Below are 20,808 nucleotides of genomic sequence, written 5' to 3'. Positions count from 1 at the left end.
CACGAGCAGGAGACCTCACCATGCGCATTCTATTTATGGGCACCCCGGAGTTTTCTGTCTCCGTCCTGGACGCGCTGGTTGATGCGGGGCACGAGATCGTTGCTGTGTTCAGCCAGCCGCCACGTCCGGCAGGCCGAGGTAAGAAAGACCGCCCTACGCCGGTTCATGCCCGCGCCCTAGAGCTCGGCCTGACGGTGCATCACCCAAAATCATTGCGCACCGAAGAATCCAAAGAGCTGATTGCCAGCATCGACGCCGACGTCGGCGTGGTTGTCGCCTACGGTTTGATCCTGCCGCAATATGTGCTCGATACGCCCACCAACGGGTGTCTGAACATCCACGCCAGCCTTTTGCCGCGTTGGCGCGGGGCCGCGCCAATTCACCGCGCGATTATGGCGGGTGACAAGGAAACCGGCGTCTGCATCATGCAAATGGACGCCGGTCTGGATACCGGCCCTGTGCTGATGGAGCGCTCGCTTGAGATTGGTGCGGAAGAAACCACCGCGCAGTTGCACGATCGCCTCGCCGCGCTGGGCTCTACCGCCATCGTTGACACGTTGGCAGACCTAACCAACCTGACCGCCACACCTCAGCCAGACGAGGGTGTGACTTATGCGGAAAAGATCGATAAGGCGGAATCCCGCATCGATTGGTCCGCCCCTGCCGCCGAAGTGGATCGGAAAATCCGAGGTCTTTCTCCCTTCCCCGGCGCCTGGACTGAAGTTGACGGCCAGCGGGTGAAACTGCTTGCCTCACGTCTCGTTGACGCCAAGGGTCAAGCTGGTGAACTGCTGGATGATAGCCTTACTGTGGCCTGTGGCGATGGTGCAGTGCAGCTCCTGCGCTTGCAACGTGCGGGCAAAGGCGCGCAAGATGCCGACATCTTCCTGCGAGGCTTTCCGCTCAGCAAAGGTCAGCAACTGTAAGGAGCCCTCCAAATGTTTTTCTCCTTTTTCGGCACCGTCATCATCGCTGGTATCGTTGGTTACCTGTCAGAGCGCAGCGGTTTCACCCGCAATGGCTATCTCCCGTCGATCATCATCTGTATCGGCGGTGCGTTCCTGTTCTTCATGATCAGCCGCATGTTTCACATCGGGTTTGGCAGCCCGGGCTTAAACGCGATTTTGTCCTCGGTCGGGGCCTTGATCATCGTGCCAACCCATTTCAGACGCTGAACGGCCTGCCGCGCCAAAGCGTTAACCAAAGCTTGCGCAAAAGCCGAAAATTGTAGACGTCCTGCGCGCCCTACGGGTAGTCTCAGAGAAAGTGCCCGCGTCAATCAGAGACATGTCCGGTGGTGCGATCCTCCGCTTGGAACGGACAGGCGCCGTGGGTTTCTAAAAGAACGATAAGACGGCACGTCCGGCTGTCGGATATGAGCAACAGGGTAGGGTGGACAATGGCGATTCCTGACACTTTGGCGATGCGGATAATGAATGTTGTCTGCGACAACGATCTGGGCGGGGATTTCCTGATGCTGGGTCGACAACGCTGGATGGGCAGCCGCCGCAAACGCTCTGCCGCAATGTTTGCCGCCACATTGGAAGAGCGTTTTCCAAACCTCTCTGAGGACGATCTCGCCAACCCCAACGACGAATACTCAGAGACCTTCTTTCACAAGATTGGCTTTGAAAACGTCGACAGTATGGATGTGTCCGATTTTGAGAACGCCACCATTGTGCAGGACCTGGCCGATTGGGTGCCCAAAAAGCTGCACAAGAAATTTGACGTGATCTATGACGGCGGCACCTGTGAGCATGTTTTTGACCTGCCCACCGCCTATCGCAACATTGACCGCATGTTGAAACCCGGTGGCGTGATGATCGGACACAGCCCGTGTAACGGCTGGATCAACCACGGCTTTTACCAAATCACACCAGAGATGGTGTATGGCTTCTGGGAGAAAACCCTCGGCTATGAGGTGCTGGAATGTGTGTTGCAGCCGATCTTGCCGGTCTATGCCAATCGCGCGGTGACCACGACCAACCCGAATGAAACCGGGTCCCGGCCGCGCCTGAAGGGCAAGCTGCCGGATGGGCCAATCATCCTATCCTATGCGGTGCGTAAACCGATGAAGTCGGTGCGTGGTGGCTCACGTAAAGTCTACCAAAGCGACTATCAAAACCGCTGGTCCGAAAGTGCCGACCCGGACGTGGCGGCGCAATAAGCGCCCCGCGTTTTACTTGCCAGATTTAAACGGTGCCATACCTGCGCGGGCCAATTCGTCCGCGCGTTCGTTTTCCGGATGGCCCGCGTGGCCTTTGACCCATTCCCAGGTCACCTGATGCCGCGCTTGCGCTGCATCCAGACGCTGCCACAGTTCCACATTTTTCACGGGCTTCTTGGCGGCCGTTTTCCAACCGTTTTTTTTCCAGCCAAAAATCCAGCCGGTCACGCCGTTCTTCACATAGGTGCTGTCGGTCACAACTGTGATGGTGCTGGGCCGTTCCAGCGTCTCAAGCGCCATGATTGCCGCCATCAACTCCATTTTATTGTTGGTGGTGTTCTCCGCGCCGCCTTTGAGCTCTCGCTCTTTCATGACGGTGTCGCCGTCCTTCGCCTGCATGAGTGTGCCCCAGCCTCCTGGACCAGGGTTTCCGGAACATGCGCCATCGGTATATGCAATCAAATCAGCCATGCGCGGTCAGTATGACAAATGTGTCGTCACTGCCAGCCAATCCCACCGCCGACCCGGTTCTTTTTCGCACCACGGTAAAGCCCGCGTCTTGCAAAAGTCCGGTTAACTCATCTTCGGTGTAATAGCTGTAAAACCGCCCAAGATGGTCGCGCTGCTCCCCTTCGCCCAGCTTGGTGCCAATGTGAAACGCACCACCAGGTTTTAGGGCGTGGTGAATACGGGAGAGGTGGTCCGGCAGCTCTGCCTTGGGCGCGTGCAGCAGGCTAAAGTTGGCCCAGATGCCATCGTACCTCTCTACGGCTTCGAGCTGATCAAACGTCCCCACGGTCACGTCCAGATCAAACCGCTCTTTGGCCAGTGCCGCCATCTCCGGCGAGGCATCCATACCCTCAACACGATAGCCAGCATCGCGAATTTTGGCTGCCCATTGTCCCGGCCCACAACCCAAATCCAACACAAGGCCGTTCTCTGGCAATAACTCAAAGAACGCGGTCAGATCGCTGAACTGATCTACATCAGCATCTTCAATCCGGGCAAACCGATCCGCGTAGTCTCCGGCGGCTTTGGCATAGACCGCCAGAGTGTCTTTGTCGCTCATGCCCGTTCCATCGCCAGCCGACCTGCCAGCGCCACAAAGATCGCGGCAAAGCTGCGGTTCAGCCAGCTCATCACCCGCTCATTGCCCAGCAACAGGTCACGTGCCTTGGCCGCGAACAGCCCATAGAGCACAAACACCCCAAAGGTCAGTGCCATAAACACCCCGCCTAGCACAGCCATTTCAAGGGTTGCCGTCGCCGCATTTCCGCTCAGGAACGGCGGTAGCAGGGCAAGGAAAAAGACCGAGAGTTTCGGGTTCAAAATGTTGATCAACGCACCGCGCCGCGCAATCACAAAACCAGCTTGCGCCTGTCGCTCGGCCTTGACGGCAAGCGCTCCGTCGCTGCGCAGCGCTTGCCATGCCAGATACAGCAAATACGCCACGCCAGCGAATTTCACGACGTTGAACAAGAGAGCTGACGTGTGCAGCACCGCCGCGAGGCCCAGTGTGGCGGCCAACAAGTGTGGCACAATCCCAAAGGTGCAGCCCAAAGCGGCCCAAAGCGCGGCACGTGGGCCTTGGCCCAAGCCCATAGCGAGCGTGTAAATCACCCCGGTCCCGGGCGCGATGACCACCACAAAAGCGGTCACAAGAAATTGCAAAGACAGCACGCGATACTCCTCACCTTTGATATCCTTCACACCATCGGCGTGGCGTGAATTGGTTTTCCCGAGGCAGCTTACCTAAACTGTCACATCTCGCAATACGCGTGGCACCTTGAAATTCACCCGCTCCACCGCTGTCTCGACCACTTCCACCGTCACATCAAATTTGTCCCGAAAGGCGTCTATTACCTCATTGACCAGCACTTCCGGTGCGCTGGCGCCCGCTGTGATGCCCAGCGACGTAATGCCTTCAAGGGCCCGCCAGTCAATGTCTTTGCCCCTTTGCACCAACTGCGAGTATTGGCACCCGTTTTTGGCTCCCACCTCCACAAGCCGCTTGGAGTTGGAGGAATTGGGCGCACCCACCACCAACATGGCCTCAACTTTAGGCGCAACCTCTTTCACGGCTTCTTGGCGATTGGTGGTCGCGTAGCAGATGTCTTCTTTGTGAGGGCCGACAATCTCAGGAAATCGCGTGTTGAGTGCAGCCACAATGCCCTTGGTGTCATCCACAGACAGGGTTGTTTGTGTCACAAAGGCAAGCTTGCTAGGGTCGCGCACGTCGACAGTGGCCACATCCGCTTCGGTTTCCACAAGCAGCACTTCGCCGTTGGGCAACTGTCCCATGGTGCCAATGGTCTCAGGGTGTCCAGCATGGCCAATCATAATGATCTGCAGCCCGTTTTCGCTGTGACGCTCCGCCTCGATATGCACTTTGCTGACCAGCGGACAGGTCGCGTCCACATAAATCATTTCGCGGCGCTGCGCTTCGGCTGGCACAATCTTGGCCACACCGTGCGCCGAGAAAATCACCGGGCGGTCATCGGGGCATTCATCCAGCTCTTCGACAAACACCGCACCTTTGTCGCGAAGCCCGTCCACCACATATTTGTTGTGTACAATCTCATGACGCACATAGACCGGCGCCCCCCATTTGAGAAGCGCCATCTCCACAATCTTGATGGCGCGATCGACGCCAGCACAAAACCCACGCGGGGCCGCAAGATGAATGGTCAGGGGCGGCTTGCTCATAACTGTGGTCTCCACGATGATCTTGCGGCAACAGGTAGTGATTTCACGCGCCAACGTCCAGTGCTTGACCTTCCAGTGGGGCAGGGTGGTAACGCCAACGCACTTCAAAATGGGAGAGAGCATGGCGTTTTCAAAACTAGGTTGGGCGGCGCTTGGCTTCGCGCTTGTCGGCGGGTTTATTGTGCAATCTGTGGTCAATCCGATTGACACCACCGAGGCGGACCTGCGCCTACCTTATGACGATCCTGCTGGTGTTGCACAGGGTCAAACACTGTATGCGGAAAACTGCGCCTCTTGCCATGGGGACAATTTAGAAGGGGAGGCCAACTGGAAACAACGCGCACCCGACGGCCTGATGCCGGCGCCTCCACATGACGAAACCGGTCACACCTGGCACCACCCTGATGCAATGCTCTTTGCGATCACGAAACAGGGCAGCGCCGCAGTTGTTGGGCAAGGGTATGAAAGCAATATGCCCGGATTTGAAGCGAGCCTGAGCGATCAGGAGATTTTAAACGTGCTGGGCTACATCAAGAGCACGTGGCCGGATCGGGTGATAAAGATGCACAACGACATGAACGATCAGCAAGGCTGATCTAGGCACAAAAAAGCCGAGGCGCCAGCCCCGGCTCTTCAAGTCTCAGTTTGGCGTGACTTAGTCGTCCGCCATTTCCGACTCGCGGTTGTGTTCCGGCAGTGGATCACGTGGCGGGCGGCCAATCACTTCGCGCAGGCCGTCGAGTTCGATGAAGTTGTCAGCCTGACGGCGCAGCTCATCAGAAATCATCGGTGGCTGGCTGCGAATGGTGGACACCACGGAAACGCGCACGCCTTGGCGTTGCAGACTTTCAACCAGCGGACGGAAATCCCCATCTCCCGAGAACAAAACGATGTGGTCCACATGTGGCGCCAGTTCCATCGCGTTCACCGCCAGCTCAATATCCATGTTCCCCTTGACCTTACGACGCCCCTGGGAGTCTGTGTACTCCTTCGCCGCTTTGGTCACCATGGTGAAGCCGTTGTAATGTAGCCAGTCTACCAGCGGGCGGATTGGCGAATACTCGTCATTCTCCAGCAGCGCAGTGTAGTAAAAGGCGCGAAGCAGCTTGCCGCGACGCATAAATTCCTGTCGCAAAAGCTTGTAGTCGATATCGAACCCAAGCGACTTCGCAGCCGCGTACAGATTCGAACCGTCTATGAACAGCGCGAGCCGTTCGTCTTTGTAAAACATCAAAATGTCCTTTCTAACTCTGCCGCGCCTGGAATGTCCCGTGAGTGAAAATTTGGAGTGAGCGTGACAGCACGTTTAAAATAGTCATATTTACGGGGGTCGCAAGCATTTGCGGTAAGTTCGGTCCAACTAGAAAATTAGATAGGGATTAAAGTGAGTAGTTTTGGTCTATTGGCTCTTGGTGGTAATTTGCCGTCTCAATTTGGCTCACCAATTCAAACACTGCAAGAATCTTTAATTCATTTGAGCCGGAATGACGTTCATATTCGCGCAGTTAGCCGGTTTTTTCAAACCCCTTGTTTCCCAAAGGGGGCGGGGCCTGATTTTATAAATGCGGCTGTTTCTGTTGAAACGGCGCTTTCTGCGCAAGGATTGCTCACGGAATTGCACAAGATTGAGAGTGCCTTTGGGCGGGAACGTTTGACCCGATGGGGCACCCGTCCGCTGGACATCGACTTGATTGGGCTTGAGTCGCAAGTGATGCCAAATGCCTCGGTTTGGACGCGCTGGCGAGACTTGCCTGCCGAGCAACAGGCTAAGGAGGCCCCTTCGGAACTGATTCTCCCACATCCGCGATTGCAAGACCGCGCATTTGTGTTGGCGCCGCTAATGGACGTCGCTCCGGACTGGAAACATCCGGTCACAGGACGCTCTGTTGTCCAAATGTTTGGGGATTTGCCGGAATTCGCTCAGAAAGAGCCGCGGCCCCTTTGAAACCTGCTTGTCAAGGGGTACAATCCCCCTTACACACACGATTTCTGACTCGATCCATAACAATTGGAGTGCCCGATGGCCCGCGTGACCGTTGAAGACTGCGTAGACAAAGTTCAAAACCGCTTTGAGCTGGTGATGCTTGCGTCCCACCGTGCCCGTGAGGTGTCTGCTGGCGCCGCGATCACTCTGGATCGTGACAACGACAAAAACCCGGTTGTTGCTCTGCGCGAGATTGCTGAGGAAACTCAGACAGCAGATGAGCTGCGTGAGCGTCTGATCGAGGCCAACCAGAGCCAGATCGAAGTTGACGAACCAGAAGAAGACCGCATGGCGCTTCTGATGGGTTCCGAGCCGGACACCCCTCAAGAGGACGACATGTCCGAAGAAAAACTGCTGCGCGCCCTGATGGAAGCGCAAGGTCAGGGCTAAGCCCTCAATGACTATGGGTGGGCGCACATGATCCCTGCGGACGATCTCGTAAATCTCATTCGCGCCTACAATCCCAAGACCAATGAAGACTTGATTCGCGCGGCCTATGACTATGGCCGCGAGATGCATGATGGTCAGTTCCGCCACTCTGGCGAACCCTATTACACCCACCCCATCGAAGTGGCCTGGATTTTGGCCGAACAGCACTTGGATGATGCCTCCATCATCACAGCCCTTCTGCACGACACCATTGAAGACACCAAAGCCTCTTATGAGTCCGTTGAAGAGTTGTTTGGCGGTGAGATCGCGGGCCTTGTGGATGGCGTGACCAAGCTGACCAACCTGCAACTGTCGTCGTCAGAGACCAAACAGGCGGAGAACTTCCGCAAGCTGTTTATGGCCATGTCCAAAGACCTGCGGGTGATCCTGGTCAAGCTGGCGGACCGCCTGCACAACATGCGCACCATCAAAGCCATGCGCCCTGACAAGCAGGGGCAAAAGGCGCGCGAAACCATGGATATCTACGCGCCTCTTGCAGGGCGCATGGGTATGCAGTGGATGCGCGATGAACTCGAAGATCTGGCTTTCAAAGTGCTCAACCCCGATGGTCGCGCTTCCATTATGCGCCGCTTCATCACGCTGCAAAAAGAGACCGGCGACGTGATCGAGCGCACTACCGCAGACATGCGTCTGGTGCTGGGCGAGCATGGCATTAAAGGGGATGTCTTTGGACGCGCCAAGAAGCCGTATTCCATTTGGCGTAAGATGCAGGAGAAGGACCAGGGTTTCTCGCGTCTGTCTGACATCTACGGATTTCGTATTATCACGGATACCGAAGACAGCTGCTACCGTGCCTTGGGCATGATCCACCAGCGTTGGCGGGCCGTGCCAGGCCGTTTCAAAGACTATATCAGCCAGCCAAAATCCAACGGGTATCGCTCAATCCACACCACCGTGTCAGGCCGCAATGGTCGCCGCGTCGAAGTGCAGATCCGTACCCAGCAGATGCACGATGTGGCCGAATCAGGTGTGGCGGCTCATTGGTCTTACAAAGATGGCGTGCGTGGCGAAAACCCGTTTGCGGTTGATCCGGTCAAATGGATTTCGGGCCTGACCGAACAGTTTGACGCCGAAGAAGATCACGAAGACTTCCTCGAAGCCGTCAAACTGGAGATGTATTCCGACCAGGTGTTCTGCTTCACGCCCAAAGGCGAAGTGGTGAAGCTGCCACGGGGTGCAACACCAATTGATTTCGCCTATGCGATCCACACCCGCATCGGTCACGCCTGCGTGGGGGCCAAAGTCGACCACCGCCGTGTGCCGCTCTGGACCCGCATCAAGAACGGCCAATCCGTGGAGGTCATCACCGCCGAAGGCCAGATGCCGCAAGCCACCTGGCTCGACATCGCCAAAACTGGCAAAGCCCGCACCGCCATCCGTCGCGCGTTGCGCGAGATGGATCGAGACCGCTACGTGCGTTTGGGGGCGGAGCTGGCGCGCTCTGCCTTTGAACATGTCGGGAAAAAATCCTCTGACAAAGCGCTTGGTCTGGCTGCCAAACATCTGCGCCTGAAAGACAAAGACGAAGTTCTGGCCCGACTCGGCTCTGCGGAACTCACCGCACAAGAGGTGCTGCAAACGGTGTATCCGGATTTGGCCCCGGCTGAGACAGACGAAGTGGCCTCTGAGCGTGCCGTGATTGGCCTGTCCGCTGACCAGAGTTTCCAGCGCGCACCCTGCTGCCAACCTCTGCCCGGAGAGCGGATTGTGGGCATCACCTACCGTGGGCAAGGTGTGGTAGTGCACGCGATCGATTGTGACGCCCTGTCCAATTATGAGGATCAGCCAGAACGCTGGCTCGATCTGCATTGGCACGCGGGCAAACACAAGCCGATCTACACGGTGCAGCTGCTGATCACGATCGGAAATGACGCTGGGGTACTGGGACGACTTTGCACATTGATTGGCGAGAACAAGGCCAATATCTCTGACATGGTGTTCTTGGACAGGAAACCGGATTTTTACAGACTTCTGATCAGTGTGGACCTTGGCGACGCCGAACATCTGCACAAGCTGATGCTGGCATTGGAAGCGGAAACCGACGTGGCCGAAATCGAACGCTACAGAAACCCAGATTTGGTTCGCAGCCCGCTCGCGACCTGACGAATTCGAGGAACCTCCGTGGTATTTAAGCGCCGCGATAGAAGACCCTTTCTCCGTATCATCGGAGAGTTTTTCTATCCCCGCGGTGGCTGGGGACGGGCGGCGCGATACGTGCAACACCGCTTGCATCGGTTGCCAGGATCCGCGGAAACCATCGGACGGGGCATCTGGGCGGGTGTCTTCACCACCTTCACGCCGTTCTACACCATGCACTTTGTCGTCGCGGCCCTGTTAGCGCGTATCCTCGGCGGCAATTTCCTGGCCGCCCTGCTGGCCACCTTCTTTGGCAACCCTTTGACTTATCTGCCAATTGGAGTGGTGTCGCTCAAAACAGGTCACTTCATTCTCGGGACCGAGTTTGAAGAAGGTGACAAAGGCACACTTGCCGGGAAATTTGCCAACGCGGGCGCGGATCTTTGGCACAACTTCTGGGCCATGTTCACCGATGACGTGGCGGATTGGCACGGGTTGCGCATTTTCTTTGACGAAGTGTTCTACCCCTACATGATCGGCGGCATCATTCCGGGCATCATCACCGCGACCGTGATGTATTACCTGTCCGTCCCGGTGATCCGCGCCTACCAAAAACGCCGCTCCGCCAAGTTTGCCAAACGCATTGCCAAAGCCCGTGCCTTGGCCGAAGAACAAGCCGCCAATATCCAGCAAGACAATTGACCACTTCGGTCAGGCTGAAATTGTATCCACACAAAAAACCGGTTTTCCTTGCGCCTTGCTGCCCGTAGTCTCGCCTCAAATTTGATCAAACCTGCTCGGGAGGAAATGCGATGCTGCGTTTGGGAGTGAACATTGACCACGTGGCCACCGTGCGCAACGCACGCGGCTCGGCTTATCCGGATCCGGTGCGAGCGGCCAAACTGGCCGAAGAGGCTGGTGCGGACGGCATCACCGCCCACCTGCGCGAAGACCGCCGCCACATTGCCGACGCAGACATTGACGCGCTGATGGAGGCCCTCACGGTGCCGCTCAACTTTGAAATGGCTGCCACAGAAGAGATGCAGGCCATTGCCCTGCGCCACAAACCACACGCGGTTTGCATCGTGCCCGAGAAGCGCGAAGAGCGTACCACTGAAGGTGGCCTCGAAGTGGCACGTGAAGAAAACAAGCTGGCGCACTATATTGCGCCTCTTCGCGACGCAGGTTGCCGGGTGTCGATCTTCATTGCAGCAGATAAGCCACAGATCGAGGCTGCGAACCGCATTGGTGCACAAGTCATCGAGCTGCACACTGGTGCCTATTGTGACTTCCACTACGAAGGCCGCTTTGAGGAACGGGACGCCGAATTGGCACGCCTGACCGAGATGGCCACCTTTGCCCATTCCCTCGGCCTCGAAGTACACGCCGGTCACGGCCTGACCTACGACACCGTGAAACCCATCGCCGCCCTTCCGGAAGTCATGGAGCTCAACATCGGCCACTTTCTGATTGGTGAATCCATCTTCCGTGGCCTGGATCCCGCGATCCAGGAAATGCGCCGCCTGATGGATGACGCGCGGGCATAACCTCTGAGAGGATTCCCATGGAACTGAACCTACGCCGCTACGCCTACTTCTATGGTGCCATCATGTTGGGCGTTATTGCGGTTGATTTGGCGTTGGCGCAATGGACAAGTACCGACCTGCCCGCTGGCATGAGTGTTTGGCTGCCTGCCATCACCGCAGCGCAGGATCTGGGTATGCGCCACGGCCGTAACACTGAAGCCGCGCTGCCCAAAGGGGCCGCTTGGCGATTGGCTTGGCCGCTCACCATGGTTGCGACGGCCATTCAACTGGTCTTTGCCGGCGTGTCGATTGGCGTGATGACCGCCTTGGGGTATGACGTGTTCTCGGTACTTTCGATGCTTAGCGCCCCCGTTTGGATGATGATCTTTGTGGGTATGGTGGGGCTGGTTTACCTGACAAACCGCGTTTTCCTTGGCATGGGCGTGCGCAACGGCATCAAAGTCGCCGCAAAACTCCGTGCAAAACCATGATCACGCCAGAGTTCGTCGCCATATGGATTGCCTGGCTTATGGCCGGCGGCTCCCCCGGTCCCGCCACCATGGGCATCGCTGGCACCGCTATGTCCGAAGGCCGCCGCCCTGCCTTGGCTTTTGCTTTGGGTATACTGACGGGCTCTGCCAGCTGGGGCATTGCTGCGGCGCTTGGCCTGTCCGCCGTCATGCTTGCCAACGTCTGGGTGTTTGAACTTCTGCGTTACGCGGGCGCGGCCTATCTCGGCTGGCTGGCCCTTAAAGCCCTCAAGCGCGCGGTTGCCAAAGACACAAATGCCGCGGCTGGCACGCCCTTTAAAGGCAGCTTCCGCAGTCTTTTTGCCAAAGGCGCAGCGGTGCACATCACCAACCCCAAGGCGATCCTCAGTTGGGCGTCAATCTACGCCATTGTTGCTCCAACGGATGCCACCCCGGCGACGTTGTTTGCCTATTTCGCAGCCCTGTTTGCAGGCTCTATCCTGATCTTCATCGGCTACGCCTTTCTGTTTTCGTCGCCTACCATCGTGCGCGGATACCGCCGCGCCAGCCGCGCTTTTGATCTCGCCTTTGCCGGCTTTTTCGGCTTTGCTGGCTACAAAATCCTGACCGCGAGACTACAATGATCCGCCACTGCGTAATGCTTAATCTGCAAGACGATACGCAAGAGAAACTGTCCCCAGTACTCGATGGGCTCGCGGAGCTTGTGGACACATTGCAGGGATGTAGCGGATTTGTTGCAGGCATAAACCGGGATTTTGAACGCAAGTCCCCCAACCATCCTTTTGGTTTCATGTTTGATGTTGAAAACGAGGCCGCGTTAAACACCTACGCCGAACACCCACGCCACAAACAGTTGGGCGCCACGCTGGTCAGCCTGTGTAACGGCGGCGCTGAGGGCATTATGGTCTTCGACATAGAGGTCATGCCATGATCCTCGGCATTGGCTCAGATCTCGCCAACATCGACCGCATCTCAGGAACCATTGACCGCTTTGGTGACCGGTTTAAAAATCGCGTTTTCACCGAAATAGAACAAGCCAAAGCCGAACGCCGCCGCGACACCGTCGGTACCTACGCCAAACGTTGGGCTGCCAAAGAAGCCTGTTCCAAGGCACTTGGTACGGGTCTTGCCATGGGCATCAGTTGGAAAGACATGGCTGTGTCCAATCTGCGCAGCGGTCAGCCGGTGATGGAGGTCACAGGGTGGGCCAAGGAACGCTTGGAAAAGATGACCCCACCGGGGCATGAGGCCATCATTCATGTCACCCTCACAGATGATCACCCCTGGGCGCAGGCCTTTGTCGTGATCGAAGCCCGGCCAATCACAGAAGAGTCGGCCCCGTCGGGTTGACAGTAAGCGCCCGCGCCCGCATGTAATCTCAGACCAAAAATGGCTGTAAATCGAGCGGAGACAGACCCTATGGCGGAAAAAGCCAAAAGCGACAGCGGCATCGTCGAGACCATCAAAACGATCTTCTGGGCGCTCTTGATCGCCGGTGTGTTCCGCACCTTGTTCTTTCAACCGTTCTGGATTCCGTCAGGTTCCATGAAAGACACGCTCCTGATTGGCGATTTCCTGTTCGTGAACAAGATGACTTACGGCTATTCGTATTCCTCCTGCCCGTCGGTGCGTATCCCTGCCATCGGTTTGGAAGTCGATGCCAAAGACCTCTGCGGGTGGATGGGCAAAGGCAGCAACGAGCGCTTTTTGGGCGGCGAACCAGAGCGTGGCGATGTTGTGGTGTTCCGCCATCCGGTGTCCGGCTATGACTTTATCAAGCGGTTGATCGGTTTGCCCGGTGACAAAGTGCAAGTCAAAAACGGCGTCGTACACCTCAATGGCGTGCCGGTGAAACGTGAAGATGGTGGTGTTTTCCGTGAAACCTTTGGTCCGCAGGGGCCTCAAGGTCACCGACCCCGCTGTGAAAATGGCACGGTGGGCGATGGTGGCGTGTGTGCCAAATCTCGTATCATCGAAACCCTGCCGAACGGGGTGAGCTACAGTACCCTGAATATCCAGGATCAGCAGTCGGATCACACCAATGTCTTCGTTGTGCCCGAAGGTCATTACTTCTTCATGGGGGACAACCGCGACAACTCCACCGACAGTCGCGTGCCACAGGACGTGCGTGGGGTGGGTTTTGTGCCTTACGAGAACCTGATTGGCCGCGCCGACCGCATCATGTTCTCCTCTGCTGGTCGCTCGATGTTTGCCTTCTGGACCTGGCGCAGTGATCGGTTCTTCAAAGGCGTGGAGTGAAGCAGCCCGTGAAACTCTCAGCCGATCTAAAAGCGCTTGAAGCGCGGTTGGGGCACAAGTTTTCCCGCCCCGATCTGCTGGTGCGCGCGGTCACACATTCTTCGATGTCGTCCCCCACACGCGAAGACAACCAACGTCTTGAGTTCCTTGGCGACCGAGTACTTGGCTTGGTGATGTCCGAAGCCCTTTTGGAGCACGACAAATCCGCAGCTGAAGGCACGCTGGCGCCACGGTTTAACGCTTTGGTGCGCAAAGAGGCCTGTGCCGATGTGGCGCGGGAGATTGATCTTGGCGCTGCGCTAAAACTCGGCCGGTCCGAGATGATGTCCGGAGGCCGCCGCAAGGAGGCTCTGTTGGGCGATGCCATGGAGGCCGTTCTGGCCGCCGTGTACCGTGACGCTGGTTTTGACGTGGCCAAAGCGTTGATCCTGCGGTTGTGGGGCAATCGCGTGAAAACCGTAGAGGCCGACGCCCGCGACCCCAAAACCTCACTGCAGGAATGGGCGCAGGCGCGCAAATTGCCGCCGCCCAAATATGAGTTGGTAAAGCGCTCCGGCCCCGACCACGCGCCGGTGTTCACCATTGCCGCAAAGCTTGAAAACGGGGCCAGTGCCGAAGCCACAGACAATTCCAAGCGCAAAGCGGAGCAAGTCGCCGCCAAGGCTCTTTTGGATCAACTTTCCAAGAAATGAGTGGGCGCGGCCATCCGAAGCCCCGTTTAGATGTTCTTCGCGAAATTGGCTGGCGTTTGTGGGACCCAATTGGTCTCTTTGACAAAGACAATCCAGAGACCATGGCGCGCATTGCGGATGAGTATGACACGTATCTAAAGTGTGCGGCAGGTATGCTGAGAAATGGCAAACCTGTCGAGGACGTTGAGAAGTATCTCGATTCTGCTGAGCGGAGCATGATGGGATTGGATCCCGCTGACTTGGACACTGCATCTTGTTGGGGAGTGGCGCGTGCCATAGCAGAAGCAGATGACCTTTGGCGTGAGTAGTGCTGCTGTGCACTTGTGAAGGCACTCTGGTGCATATCTCCGTTGCAAACCTCCCTCTAGCCCCTGCGCATATTTTCCGCTACAGACGCCCTTTAACCAGCCCAAGCTGACTCACAAAGGCATTCACATGACCACACGCGCCGGATTCGTTGCCCTGATCGGAGAGCCCAACGCGGGCAAATCCACGCTCACCAACCAAATGGTGGGGGCGAAGGTCTCGATTGTGACACACAAGGTGCAAACCACCCGTGCCCGCATTCGCGGCGTGGCCATCGAAGGCGACAGCCAGCTGGTGTTTGTGGACACACCTGGCCTGTTTGCGCCGCGTCGTCGTTTGGACCGCGCCATGGTCGCTGCGGCTTGGGGTGGTGCGGCGGATGCCGACGTGATTGTGATGATGGTCGAGGCCCACCGTGGCGTGACCAAAGGTGTCGAAGCCATTCTGGAGCGCCTGCAAGAGTTTGGCGAAGGCCGTCGGGTGGCGCTGGCGATCAACAAAATCGACCGCGTGAAATCGGATGTGCTGCTGGCGCTGACCAAAGATTTGAACGAACGCTTTCCGTTCATTGAGACATTTATGATCTCAGCGGAAAAGGGTTTTGGCTGTTCTGACCTGCGCAAATGGCTGGCGCAAGAGCTGCCCGAAGGCCCGTGGCTCTACCCGGAAGATCAAATTGCCGACCTGCCGATGCGCATGATTGCGGCCGAAATCACCCGTGAAAAGCTGACCCTGCGCCTGCATCAGGAACTGCCTTACCAGATGACCGTGGAGACCGAGAGCTGGGACGAACGCAAAGACGGCTCCGCCCGTGTGGATCAGATGATCTACGTTATGCGAGATGGCCACAAAGGCATCGTGCTTGGCAACAAAGGTGAGACCATCAAAGCGGTTTCAAAAGCTGCACGCGAAGAGCTCGAAGAATTTATGGGGCGCCGTATCCACCTGTTCCTACAGGTGAAAGTCCGTCCGAACTGGCTCGAGGAAAAAGAGCGCTATTCGGAAATGGGTCTCGACTTCAGCGACGGAAACGCATGACGGCGAGCAGCCCCCAGATCACGGCTGCGACAGCAAATAGCGCAATGGCAATGTGGATGACGGGCATCTTGTCGGAGGGAATCACACCTCCGGCTTCAAGCCCAATAAGTACCAGGGCGGCCAAAAACATGAGCCGTACCGTCCATGGAATTCTGAGTTCCGGGCGCATTTTAACAAGTCCTTGCATACCAATTACCCGCAAGACGGGTGCGGACTACTACCATGGGTTTAATAAGTTGTCATGCGATTAACAGCGGAGTTTTGGGTGCACGCTTATTTGGCGCGTTTGCGTCTGGCTGATATACCCGCCTTTGTCGTAGCGCACGGTGACGACACCGCCGGGGCGGTGCTGGTCAAACTCAATACGCTTGATGGCAAGGCTGTTGTTTATCAACGCAGTTTTGATCTGATGAGCGGCGCGCGCAAATGGGTTGTTCTAGTAGAAGGTGATGAGGCGGATGTGGATGCCACCCTTGCGCGCCAACGCAGTTTTGACACGGATGCTTGGGTGATTGAAGTCGAGGACGGCCAGGGTCGACACCTTCTGGACGAACCCGGCCTGTCTGAATGAACCATAATTGACTTTTCTTTCTGCCGCTTAAGGGGTTTTCTGAGTCCAAAGGAGGCCCCATGGACTGGCGCGATCAGGGCTTTGTGCTCAACACCCGAAAACATGGCGAAACCTCTGTGATACTGGAGGTGTTTACCGCGGAGCACGGTCGCCATGCGGGCGTGGTGCGTGGCGGTGTGAGTCGAAAGATGACGCCCATTTTGCAACCAGGGGGGCAGCTTGATCTTTCCTGGCGTGCTCGCCTGGAAGATCACATTGGCAGCTTCACGGTGGAGCCGATGCGGTCGCGTGCGGCAGCTCTATCTGACAGGTTTGCACTTGCGGGTCTCAATACTGTGACAGCCTTGCTGGCTTTCTGTTTGCCAGATCGTGAACCGCATCCAGATCTCTATGCCCATAGCAGCCAACTGCTTGATCTCTTAGGGCAAAACGACCTTTGGCCACTTGCCTATTTGAAATGGGAAACGGCGCTTTTGACAGAGCTTGGCTATGGTCTTGATCTCACGGAATGTGCCGTCACCGGCAGCACAGAGAACCTCATCTATGTCTCCCCCAAGTCCGGTCGCGCGGTGTCCGCCAAGGGGGCAGGGGAGTGGGCGGACCGCCTGCTGCCATTGCCGCCAATTTTGCGGGGTGAAGGAGAGGCTCCTGACGCAGAGGTTCTCGAAGCTTTGCGCACCACAGGGTATTTTCTGTCGGACAAGCTGGCTCCCGACCTCGGATCTAAACCGCTTCCAGAGGCGCGGGCGCGGTTTGTCGACCTATTTGCGCGGCGACTTAGATCCCTTTGAAGACCATTTGGCGCCCAGAGTCAGTGCTCATGACCATGTTGGGACCAGACACTTCGATCAGCGTCATTTCCATTAGCGCTGCTAGGTACGCCTCTTCACTGTCGATACCAGAACAATACAGTTCCTCCACAAAGTCGATTTGAATGTCGACCCATGGGTACGGCTTGCTCTGTTTGCCGGAAAATCCGTTGCACGGCCCCTCGCCATGCACGCCCCCATCCGATGCAAAGGCAAGTTGGGCGTCGTAGGTCACGGCGGTTCCGTCTATTTCGACCAGCTTCCAATCGTAGGCTGTGCCACCATATTGGGTCACTGTTTCGGTTGGGGCACATGCCGCCATGCTCAATGCGGTTGCTACAGCAACAAAACCAAATCTCATCTATCCGCCTCGTGTAATGCCAAAATCAAATCAACGAGTGTTCCCAGCGCCGGCCCGTTTGTGATGCCATCATGCGAGGAAAGCTCTTCCATGCCCACAAAGGCGGCATATAGCACCCGCGTCAACTCTGGATTGGTTAAACCTATATCGTCAAACAGCTCTTTCACGTAAGCCATTCGCTTGGCGTCCACCTGCGCCACCGCTGCGGCAACATTCGCATTTTCTCGCGCCCAGGCCCGAAGGGCAGGCTCCGCGGCAGTCCCGCCAAAATCCTCCGGCGCACCGGCTGCGGCAATTTGTGCCAATTCCCGCAGTTTCCGGACGGCTGTGCCTTGCTGGTCCAAGAGGGTGACAATCTCCGCATAAGCACGTGTTTCCCAGGTCTCCATCATGGCAGCTTGAAAGGCCGGGACATCATCAAAATGCCAATAAAACGAGCCCTTTGTGGTGCCTAGGCGTCGTGCCAGTGGTTCCGCTTTGAGGGCCTTGGGGCCAGCTTCCGTCAAAGCCAGAAAACCAGCCTTGATCCAGTCGTCTTTTGAAAGTCGTTTTGCCATGCCTAAACATACGGCACCGTATTGACTCTCGCAAGCAAAGGAGTCACGCCTGACCATACGATAGCGTATGGATTTAGGAGAATGTGATGAACAAGTGGATGCTGACGGCCGCCGGGTTGTTGTTTTTGACAACTGGCGTGCATGTGTTTTTGGGTGGGCCGGAGATCCATATGCCTATTCAAGAGAGTGAGTTGCACCCTGCGGTCCGCGCCGTTGGAGCAGTTGTGTGGCACGCAGTGACCGTGATGTTGTTGGTCTTTGGCGCGGGTTGTGCTTGGCTTGCGCGCAATCCCAATGCTCCAATGGCCTGGCTCATGATTGCGACGCAGCTTGGGTTTGTTGGACTTTTCATAGGCTACGGCATGACATTGCTTGGCAACCTCACGGTCATGCCGCAGTGGATCATTTTTGGGCTGATCTCTGCCATTATGGCGATGGGTATCCGTTCGGACAAAGTACCGGCACGCCGCGAGGTCACCGCCTAACCGTCACCAATTGGCAGTGTGGTCGCGCAGTGTCGCGACCACCGCATCCGGCGCGCCGTCTGCAAATTCTTTCACCTTTGCAGCAAAGGTCGCGAAGTATTCTTGGCTTTGAACGTGCTTTAACGTGGCCTCACTGTCCCAGCGCCCCCAATGAATGCGTGTTACGCCATTGCCGGCCACGGCAACTTGATAAGAGAATCCTTGTGCAGCGGGGTCGTTTCCCACGGCGTTGATGAAGGCCTCGCATGTGGCGACCCACACCATGTCATCGCCGTCATAATCATAGGTGATGGTGATACAGCGCATTTTGGCTTTCCTTTCCGTTGTTCATCGGGCGTGTCCTCGGGCGCAACTCGCCGCACCCGCGCACGTTGCGTTCATATCTCCCGGACCAGACTGCACTGAAAACCGCACCTCCGCAAAACAGTCGTGATACCGACGCAATACCGACGTGGTTTTTGAGCGGACTTTGGCCGCTGATTCCCTGTTAAAATATTCCCGTAAGGCAAAGAAAAACGCGGCCCCCGAGGGAGCCGCGCAATGTCTGCTGTCTAACTGAGAGCGGGTGTCAGCTCAGCAAACGTCTCGCAATCACTTGCGCCTGAATTTCCGCTGCGCCCTCAAAGATGTTGAGGATGCGCGCGTCACACAGGATGCGGCTCACGCTGTATTCCAACGCAAAGCCGTTACCGCCATGAATTTGCAGGGCATTATCCGCCGCCGCCCAAGCCACTCGAGCGCCCAGAAGCTTGGCCATGCCAGCCTCAAGGTCACAGCGATGGCCGTGGTCTTTCTCCCAAGCAGAGAAGTAGGTCAGTTGGCGGGCGATCATAATTTCCACCGCCATCATGGCCAGTTTTCCGGCCACGCGCGGGAAGTTGATCAGGGATTTGCCAAACTGCTTGCGGTCGATGCCGTATTGCATCCCAACGTCCAAAGCTGATTGCGCCACGCCAATCGCGCGGGCCGCAGTCTGAATGCGGGCGGATTCGAAAGTTTCCATCAACTGTTTGAAACCTTTGCCTTCTTCACCGCCAAGCAGGTTTTCACCTTTGACTTTGAAGCCATCAAACGCCAGTTCGTATTCCTTCATGCCGCGATAGCCGAGTACCTCGATTTCACCGCCGGTCATGCCTTCGGTCGGGAACGGGTTCTCCTCAGAACCCGGTGTTTTCTCAGCCAGGAACATCGACAGGCCGCGGTGGTCGGATGAGACCGGGTTGGTACGGGCCAGAAGCGTCATCACCTGGGTGCGGGCTGCATGGGTGATCCAGGTTTTGTTGCCTGTCACTTCCCAGTTGCCGTCCTCGGTCTTCACCGCGCGTGTGCGCAAAGAGCCGAGATCAGAGCCTGTGTTTGGCTCTGTAAAGACGGCCGTTGGCAAAATCTCTGCGCTGGAGAGCTTGGGCAACCACTGCTGTTTCTGCTCTTCCGTACCGCCACAGAGGATCAGTTCCGCTGCAATCTCGGAGCGGGTGCCCAGAGAGCCAACACCAATATAGCCGCGTGACAGTTCTTCAGAGACAACCACCATGGAAGCCTTAGAGAGGCCAAAGCCACCGTACTCTTCCGGAATGGTCAGGCCAAACACGCCCATTTCCGCAAGCTCTTCAATGATTTCCATTGGGATGAGCTCGTCTTTGAGGTGCCACTCATGAGCGTTGGGTTCTACACGATCCACGGCAAAACGGCGGAACTGTTCGCGGATCATTTCCAGTTCTTCATCAAGGCCGGATTGACCCACTGTGATGTTGGCGGACTGCTCCTGCATCAATTCCACAAGACGCATACGCGCCGCCTGGGAGTTGCCTTTGTCACACAGCGTCATGACCTCTGGCGCCATCAGGCCGCGGGTTTCATTTTGCGTCAGGCCGAGATCCTGAAGGCGTACAATCTCGCCTTGGCTCATTGGAATGCCGCCGTAGACCTGCCAGAGATACTCGCCAAAGGCGATCTGGTGGATGATCTGTTCGATCTCGCCAAACTTGCCTTCGCCGTTCAGTTTCTCCGCCCATGCCTGCATCTGCTTCAGCGACTGCGCATAGGTGGCCAGCCAGCTCAAACCATGTGCAGCGGTTTGATTTTGTTCGATAAGTTTGCCGGACACGCGGCCGTCCTCAGAAACGGTCTCTTTCACCCGCGCGATTGCGGTTTCTAGAATACTCTCCACCGGCGCAACGGCTGCTCCGGTCATTTTCAGAAGATCAGGAAGAATCACTGAGTTTGTCATAGCCAAGTCCTGTCCATCGTGCGCCATACGTCAAAAGCCCTCTAATGCTGCACTGTGACATAATCTCTTTGCAAGTGCAGCGCAACAAAAATACCGAACC

General features: G+C 56.8%; 29 protein-coding genes. 19 read left to right on the top strand and 10 right to left on the bottom strand.

Going from position 1 to position 20,808, the window contains the following annotated elements; translation table 11 throughout:
- Nucleotides 1-20 precede the first annotated feature (20 nt).
- The 3 genes from fmt (at nucleotide 21) to JXR15_RS19775 (ending at nucleotide 2,167) form a co-directional block, all read left to right on the top strand.
- Nucleotides 21-926, top strand: coding sequence for a methionyl-tRNA formyltransferase (fmt, locus tag JXR15_RS19785; protein WP_422054919.1), 906 nt, complete (start codon nucleotides 21-23; stop codon nucleotides 924-926).
- Nucleotides 927-938: 12 nt separating this feature from the next.
- Entirely contained in the window at nucleotides 939-1,175 is a 237-nt protein-coding gene (locus JXR15_RS19780) for a hypothetical protein (RefSeq protein ID WP_422054918.1), read from the top strand.
- A gap of 224 nt (nucleotides 1,176-1,399) precedes the next feature.
- On the top strand, nucleotides 1,400-2,167 hold the full coding sequence (locus JXR15_RS19775; protein WP_422054917.1) for a methyltransferase domain-containing protein: 768 nt from the start codon (nucleotides 1,400-1,402) through the stop codon (nucleotides 2,165-2,167).
- Nucleotides 2,168-2,179: 12 nt separating this feature from the next.
- Here JXR15_RS19775 and rnhA read toward each other — a convergent pair whose 3' ends face one another.
- From rnhA to ispH, 4 genes are all read right to left on the bottom strand, one after another.
- The gene (rnhA, locus tag JXR15_RS19770; RefSeq protein ID WP_299425004.1) at nucleotides 2,180-2,638 is read right to left on the bottom strand and encodes a ribonuclease HI; all 459 of its coding nucleotides are present in this window, start codon (nucleotides 2,636-2,638) and stop codon (nucleotides 2,180-2,182) included.
- On the bottom strand, nucleotides 2,631-3,236 hold the full coding sequence (locus tag JXR15_RS19765; protein ID WP_422054916.1) for a class I SAM-dependent DNA methyltransferase: 606 nt from the start codon (nucleotides 3,234-3,236) through the stop codon (nucleotides 2,631-2,633). Before JXR15_RS19765 ends, rnhA begins: the two co-directional genes overlap by 8 nt.
- Nucleotides 3,233-3,847 carry a LysE family translocator gene (locus tag JXR15_RS19760; protein WP_422055034.1) on the bottom strand — a complete coding sequence of 205 codons (615 nt, stop codon included), beginning with the start codon at nucleotides 3,845-3,847 and terminating at the stop codon, nucleotides 3,233-3,235. Before JXR15_RS19760 ends, JXR15_RS19765 begins: the two co-directional genes overlap by 4 nt.
- 72 nt (nucleotides 3,848-3,919) lie before the next feature.
- Nucleotides 3,920-4,873 carry a 4-hydroxy-3-methylbut-2-enyl diphosphate reductase gene (ispH, locus tag JXR15_RS19755; protein ID WP_422054915.1) on the bottom strand — a complete coding sequence of 318 codons (954 nt, stop codon included), beginning with the start codon at nucleotides 4,871-4,873 and terminating at the stop codon, nucleotides 3,920-3,922.
- A 121-nt stretch (nucleotides 4,874-4,994) separates the two neighbouring features.
- On the opposite strand from ispH, the gene JXR15_RS19750 reads away from it, so the two are divergent.
- Complete coding sequence (locus tag JXR15_RS19750) at nucleotides 4,995-5,468, top strand: c-type cytochrome (RefSeq protein ID WP_422054914.1); 474 nt, start codon at nucleotides 4,995-4,997, stop codon at nucleotides 5,466-5,468.
- 60 nt (nucleotides 5,469-5,528) lie between these two features.
- Here the strand turns inward: JXR15_RS19750 and JXR15_RS19745 are convergent, their stop codons facing one another.
- A complete protein-coding gene (locus tag JXR15_RS19745; protein WP_422054913.1) occupies nucleotides 5,529-6,104 on the bottom strand; it encodes an NYN domain-containing protein in 576 nt (191 codons plus the stop codon).
- Nucleotides 6,105-6,257: 153 nt separating this feature from the next.
- Here JXR15_RS19745 and folK point away from each other — a divergent pair, with 153 nt between their 5' ends.
- The 12 genes from folK (at nucleotide 6,258) to era (ending at nucleotide 15,695) form a co-directional block, all read left to right on the top strand.
- The gene (gene folK, locus JXR15_RS19740; protein ID WP_422054912.1) at nucleotides 6,258-6,818 is read left to right on the top strand and encodes a 2-amino-4-hydroxy-6-hydroxymethyldihydropteridine diphosphokinase; all 561 of its coding nucleotides are present in this window, start codon (nucleotides 6,258-6,260) and stop codon (nucleotides 6,816-6,818) included.
- Nucleotides 6,819-6,893: 75 nt separating this feature from the next.
- Complete coding sequence (gene rpoZ / locus JXR15_RS19735; RefSeq protein ID WP_164645922.1) at nucleotides 6,894-7,247, top strand: DNA-directed RNA polymerase subunit omega; 354 nt, start codon at nucleotides 6,894-6,896, stop codon at nucleotides 7,245-7,247.
- A 27-nt stretch (nucleotides 7,248-7,274) separates the two neighbouring features.
- A complete protein-coding gene (locus JXR15_RS19730) occupies nucleotides 7,275-9,410 on the top strand; it encodes a RelA/SpoT family protein (RefSeq protein WP_422054911.1) in 2,136 nt (711 codons plus the stop codon).
- 18 nt (nucleotides 9,411-9,428) lie between these two features.
- The gene (locus tag JXR15_RS19725) at nucleotides 9,429-10,085 is read left to right on the top strand and encodes a DUF2062 domain-containing protein (protein WP_422054910.1); all 657 of its coding nucleotides are present in this window, start codon (nucleotides 9,429-9,431) and stop codon (nucleotides 10,083-10,085) included.
- Between the two features lie 110 nt (nucleotides 10,086-10,195).
- Entirely contained in the window at nucleotides 10,196-10,930 is a 735-nt protein-coding gene (locus JXR15_RS19720) for a pyridoxine 5'-phosphate synthase (protein ID WP_422054909.1), read from the top strand.
- A gap of 17 nt (nucleotides 10,931-10,947) precedes the next feature.
- Nucleotides 10,948-11,400, top strand: a complete 453-nt coding sequence (locus JXR15_RS19715) for an ABZJ_00895 family protein (RefSeq protein WP_422054908.1) — start codon at nucleotides 10,948-10,950, stop codon at nucleotides 11,398-11,400.
- Nucleotides 11,397-12,023, top strand: coding sequence for a LysE family translocator (locus JXR15_RS19710; RefSeq protein WP_422054907.1), 627 nt, complete (start codon nucleotides 11,397-11,399; stop codon nucleotides 12,021-12,023). The genes JXR15_RS19715 and JXR15_RS19710 overlap by 4 nt, the downstream gene beginning before the upstream one ends.
- Entirely contained in the window at nucleotides 12,020-12,331 is a 312-nt protein-coding gene (locus JXR15_RS19705) for a Dabb family protein (RefSeq protein WP_422054906.1), read from the top strand. Before JXR15_RS19710 ends, JXR15_RS19705 begins: the two co-directional genes overlap by 4 nt.
- On the top strand, nucleotides 12,328-12,750 hold the full coding sequence (acpS, locus tag JXR15_RS19700) for a holo-ACP synthase (RefSeq protein ID WP_422054905.1): 423 nt from the start codon (nucleotides 12,328-12,330) through the stop codon (nucleotides 12,748-12,750). The genes JXR15_RS19705 and acpS overlap by 4 nt, the downstream gene beginning before the upstream one ends.
- A 69-nt stretch (nucleotides 12,751-12,819) precedes the next feature.
- On the top strand, nucleotides 12,820-13,659 hold the full coding sequence (gene lepB, locus JXR15_RS19695) for a signal peptidase I (protein WP_422054904.1): 840 nt from the start codon (nucleotides 12,820-12,822) through the stop codon (nucleotides 13,657-13,659).
- A gap of 8 nt (nucleotides 13,660-13,667) precedes the next feature.
- Nucleotides 13,668-14,351, top strand: a complete 684-nt coding sequence (rnc, locus tag JXR15_RS19690) for a ribonuclease III (RefSeq protein ID WP_422054903.1) — start codon at nucleotides 13,668-13,670, stop codon at nucleotides 14,349-14,351.
- A gap of 435 nt (nucleotides 14,352-14,786) precedes the next feature.
- On the top strand, nucleotides 14,787-15,695 hold the full coding sequence (era, locus tag JXR15_RS19685) for a GTPase Era (RefSeq protein WP_422054902.1): 909 nt from the start codon (nucleotides 14,787-14,789) through the stop codon (nucleotides 15,693-15,695).
- On the opposite strand, the gene JXR15_RS19680 is transcribed toward era, so the two are convergent.
- Nucleotides 15,676-15,864 carry a hypothetical protein gene (locus tag JXR15_RS19680; RefSeq protein ID WP_422054901.1) on the bottom strand — a complete coding sequence of 63 codons (189 nt, stop codon included), beginning with the start codon at nucleotides 15,862-15,864 and terminating at the stop codon, nucleotides 15,676-15,678. The two genes, era and JXR15_RS19680, sit on opposite strands and share 20 nt — an antisense overlap.
- Nucleotides 15,865-15,936: 72 nt before the next feature.
- On the opposite strand from JXR15_RS19680, the gene JXR15_RS19675 reads away from it, so the two are divergent.
- Both JXR15_RS19675 and recO read left to right on the top strand, forming a co-directional pair.
- The gene (locus JXR15_RS19675; protein ID WP_422054900.1) at nucleotides 15,937-16,266 is read left to right on the top strand and encodes a DUF1491 family protein; all 330 of its coding nucleotides are present in this window, start codon (nucleotides 15,937-15,939) and stop codon (nucleotides 16,264-16,266) included.
- Between the two features lie 59 nt (nucleotides 16,267-16,325).
- On the top strand, nucleotides 16,326-17,057 hold the full coding sequence (gene recO / locus JXR15_RS19670; protein WP_422054899.1) for a DNA repair protein RecO: 732 nt from the start codon (nucleotides 16,326-16,328) through the stop codon (nucleotides 17,055-17,057).
- On the opposite strand, the gene JXR15_RS19665 is transcribed toward recO, so the two are convergent.
- Nucleotides 17,044-17,436 (bottom strand): META domain-containing protein, encoded by a 393-nt coding sequence (locus JXR15_RS19665; RefSeq protein ID WP_422054898.1) that lies wholly within the window; start codon nucleotides 17,434-17,436, stop codon nucleotides 17,044-17,046. The two genes, recO and JXR15_RS19665, sit on opposite strands and share 14 nt — an antisense overlap.
- Complete coding sequence (locus JXR15_RS19660) at nucleotides 17,433-17,993, bottom strand: TetR/AcrR family transcriptional regulator (RefSeq protein ID WP_422054897.1); 561 nt, start codon at nucleotides 17,991-17,993, stop codon at nucleotides 17,433-17,435. Before JXR15_RS19660 ends, JXR15_RS19665 begins: the two co-directional genes overlap by 4 nt.
- Before the next feature lie 86 nt (nucleotides 17,994-18,079).
- Here JXR15_RS19660 and JXR15_RS19655 point away from each other — a divergent pair, with 86 nt between their 5' ends.
- The gene (locus JXR15_RS19655) at nucleotides 18,080-18,478 is read left to right on the top strand and encodes a hypothetical protein (RefSeq protein WP_422054896.1); all 399 of its coding nucleotides are present in this window, start codon (nucleotides 18,080-18,082) and stop codon (nucleotides 18,476-18,478) included.
- A 3-nt stretch (nucleotides 18,479-18,481) separates the two neighbouring features.
- Here the strand turns inward: JXR15_RS19655 and JXR15_RS19650 are convergent, their stop codons facing one another.
- Both JXR15_RS19650 and JXR15_RS19645 read right to left on the bottom strand, forming a co-directional pair.
- Nucleotides 18,482-18,784, bottom strand: coding sequence for a hypothetical protein (locus JXR15_RS19650; RefSeq protein ID WP_422054895.1), 303 nt, complete (start codon nucleotides 18,782-18,784; stop codon nucleotides 18,482-18,484).
- A gap of 262 nt (nucleotides 18,785-19,046) precedes the next feature.
- A complete protein-coding gene (locus JXR15_RS19645; RefSeq protein ID WP_422054894.1) occupies nucleotides 19,047-20,735 on the bottom strand; it encodes an acyl-CoA dehydrogenase family protein in 1,689 nt (562 codons plus the stop codon).
- Nucleotides 20,736-20,808: the final 73 nt, after the last annotated feature.

The organism is Shimia sp., assembly GCF_049116215.1.
Lineage (GTDB): Bacteria > Pseudomonadota > Alphaproteobacteria > Rhodobacterales > Rhodobacteraceae > Shimia.
This window is presented reverse-complemented; position numbering and strand designations above follow the sequence as displayed.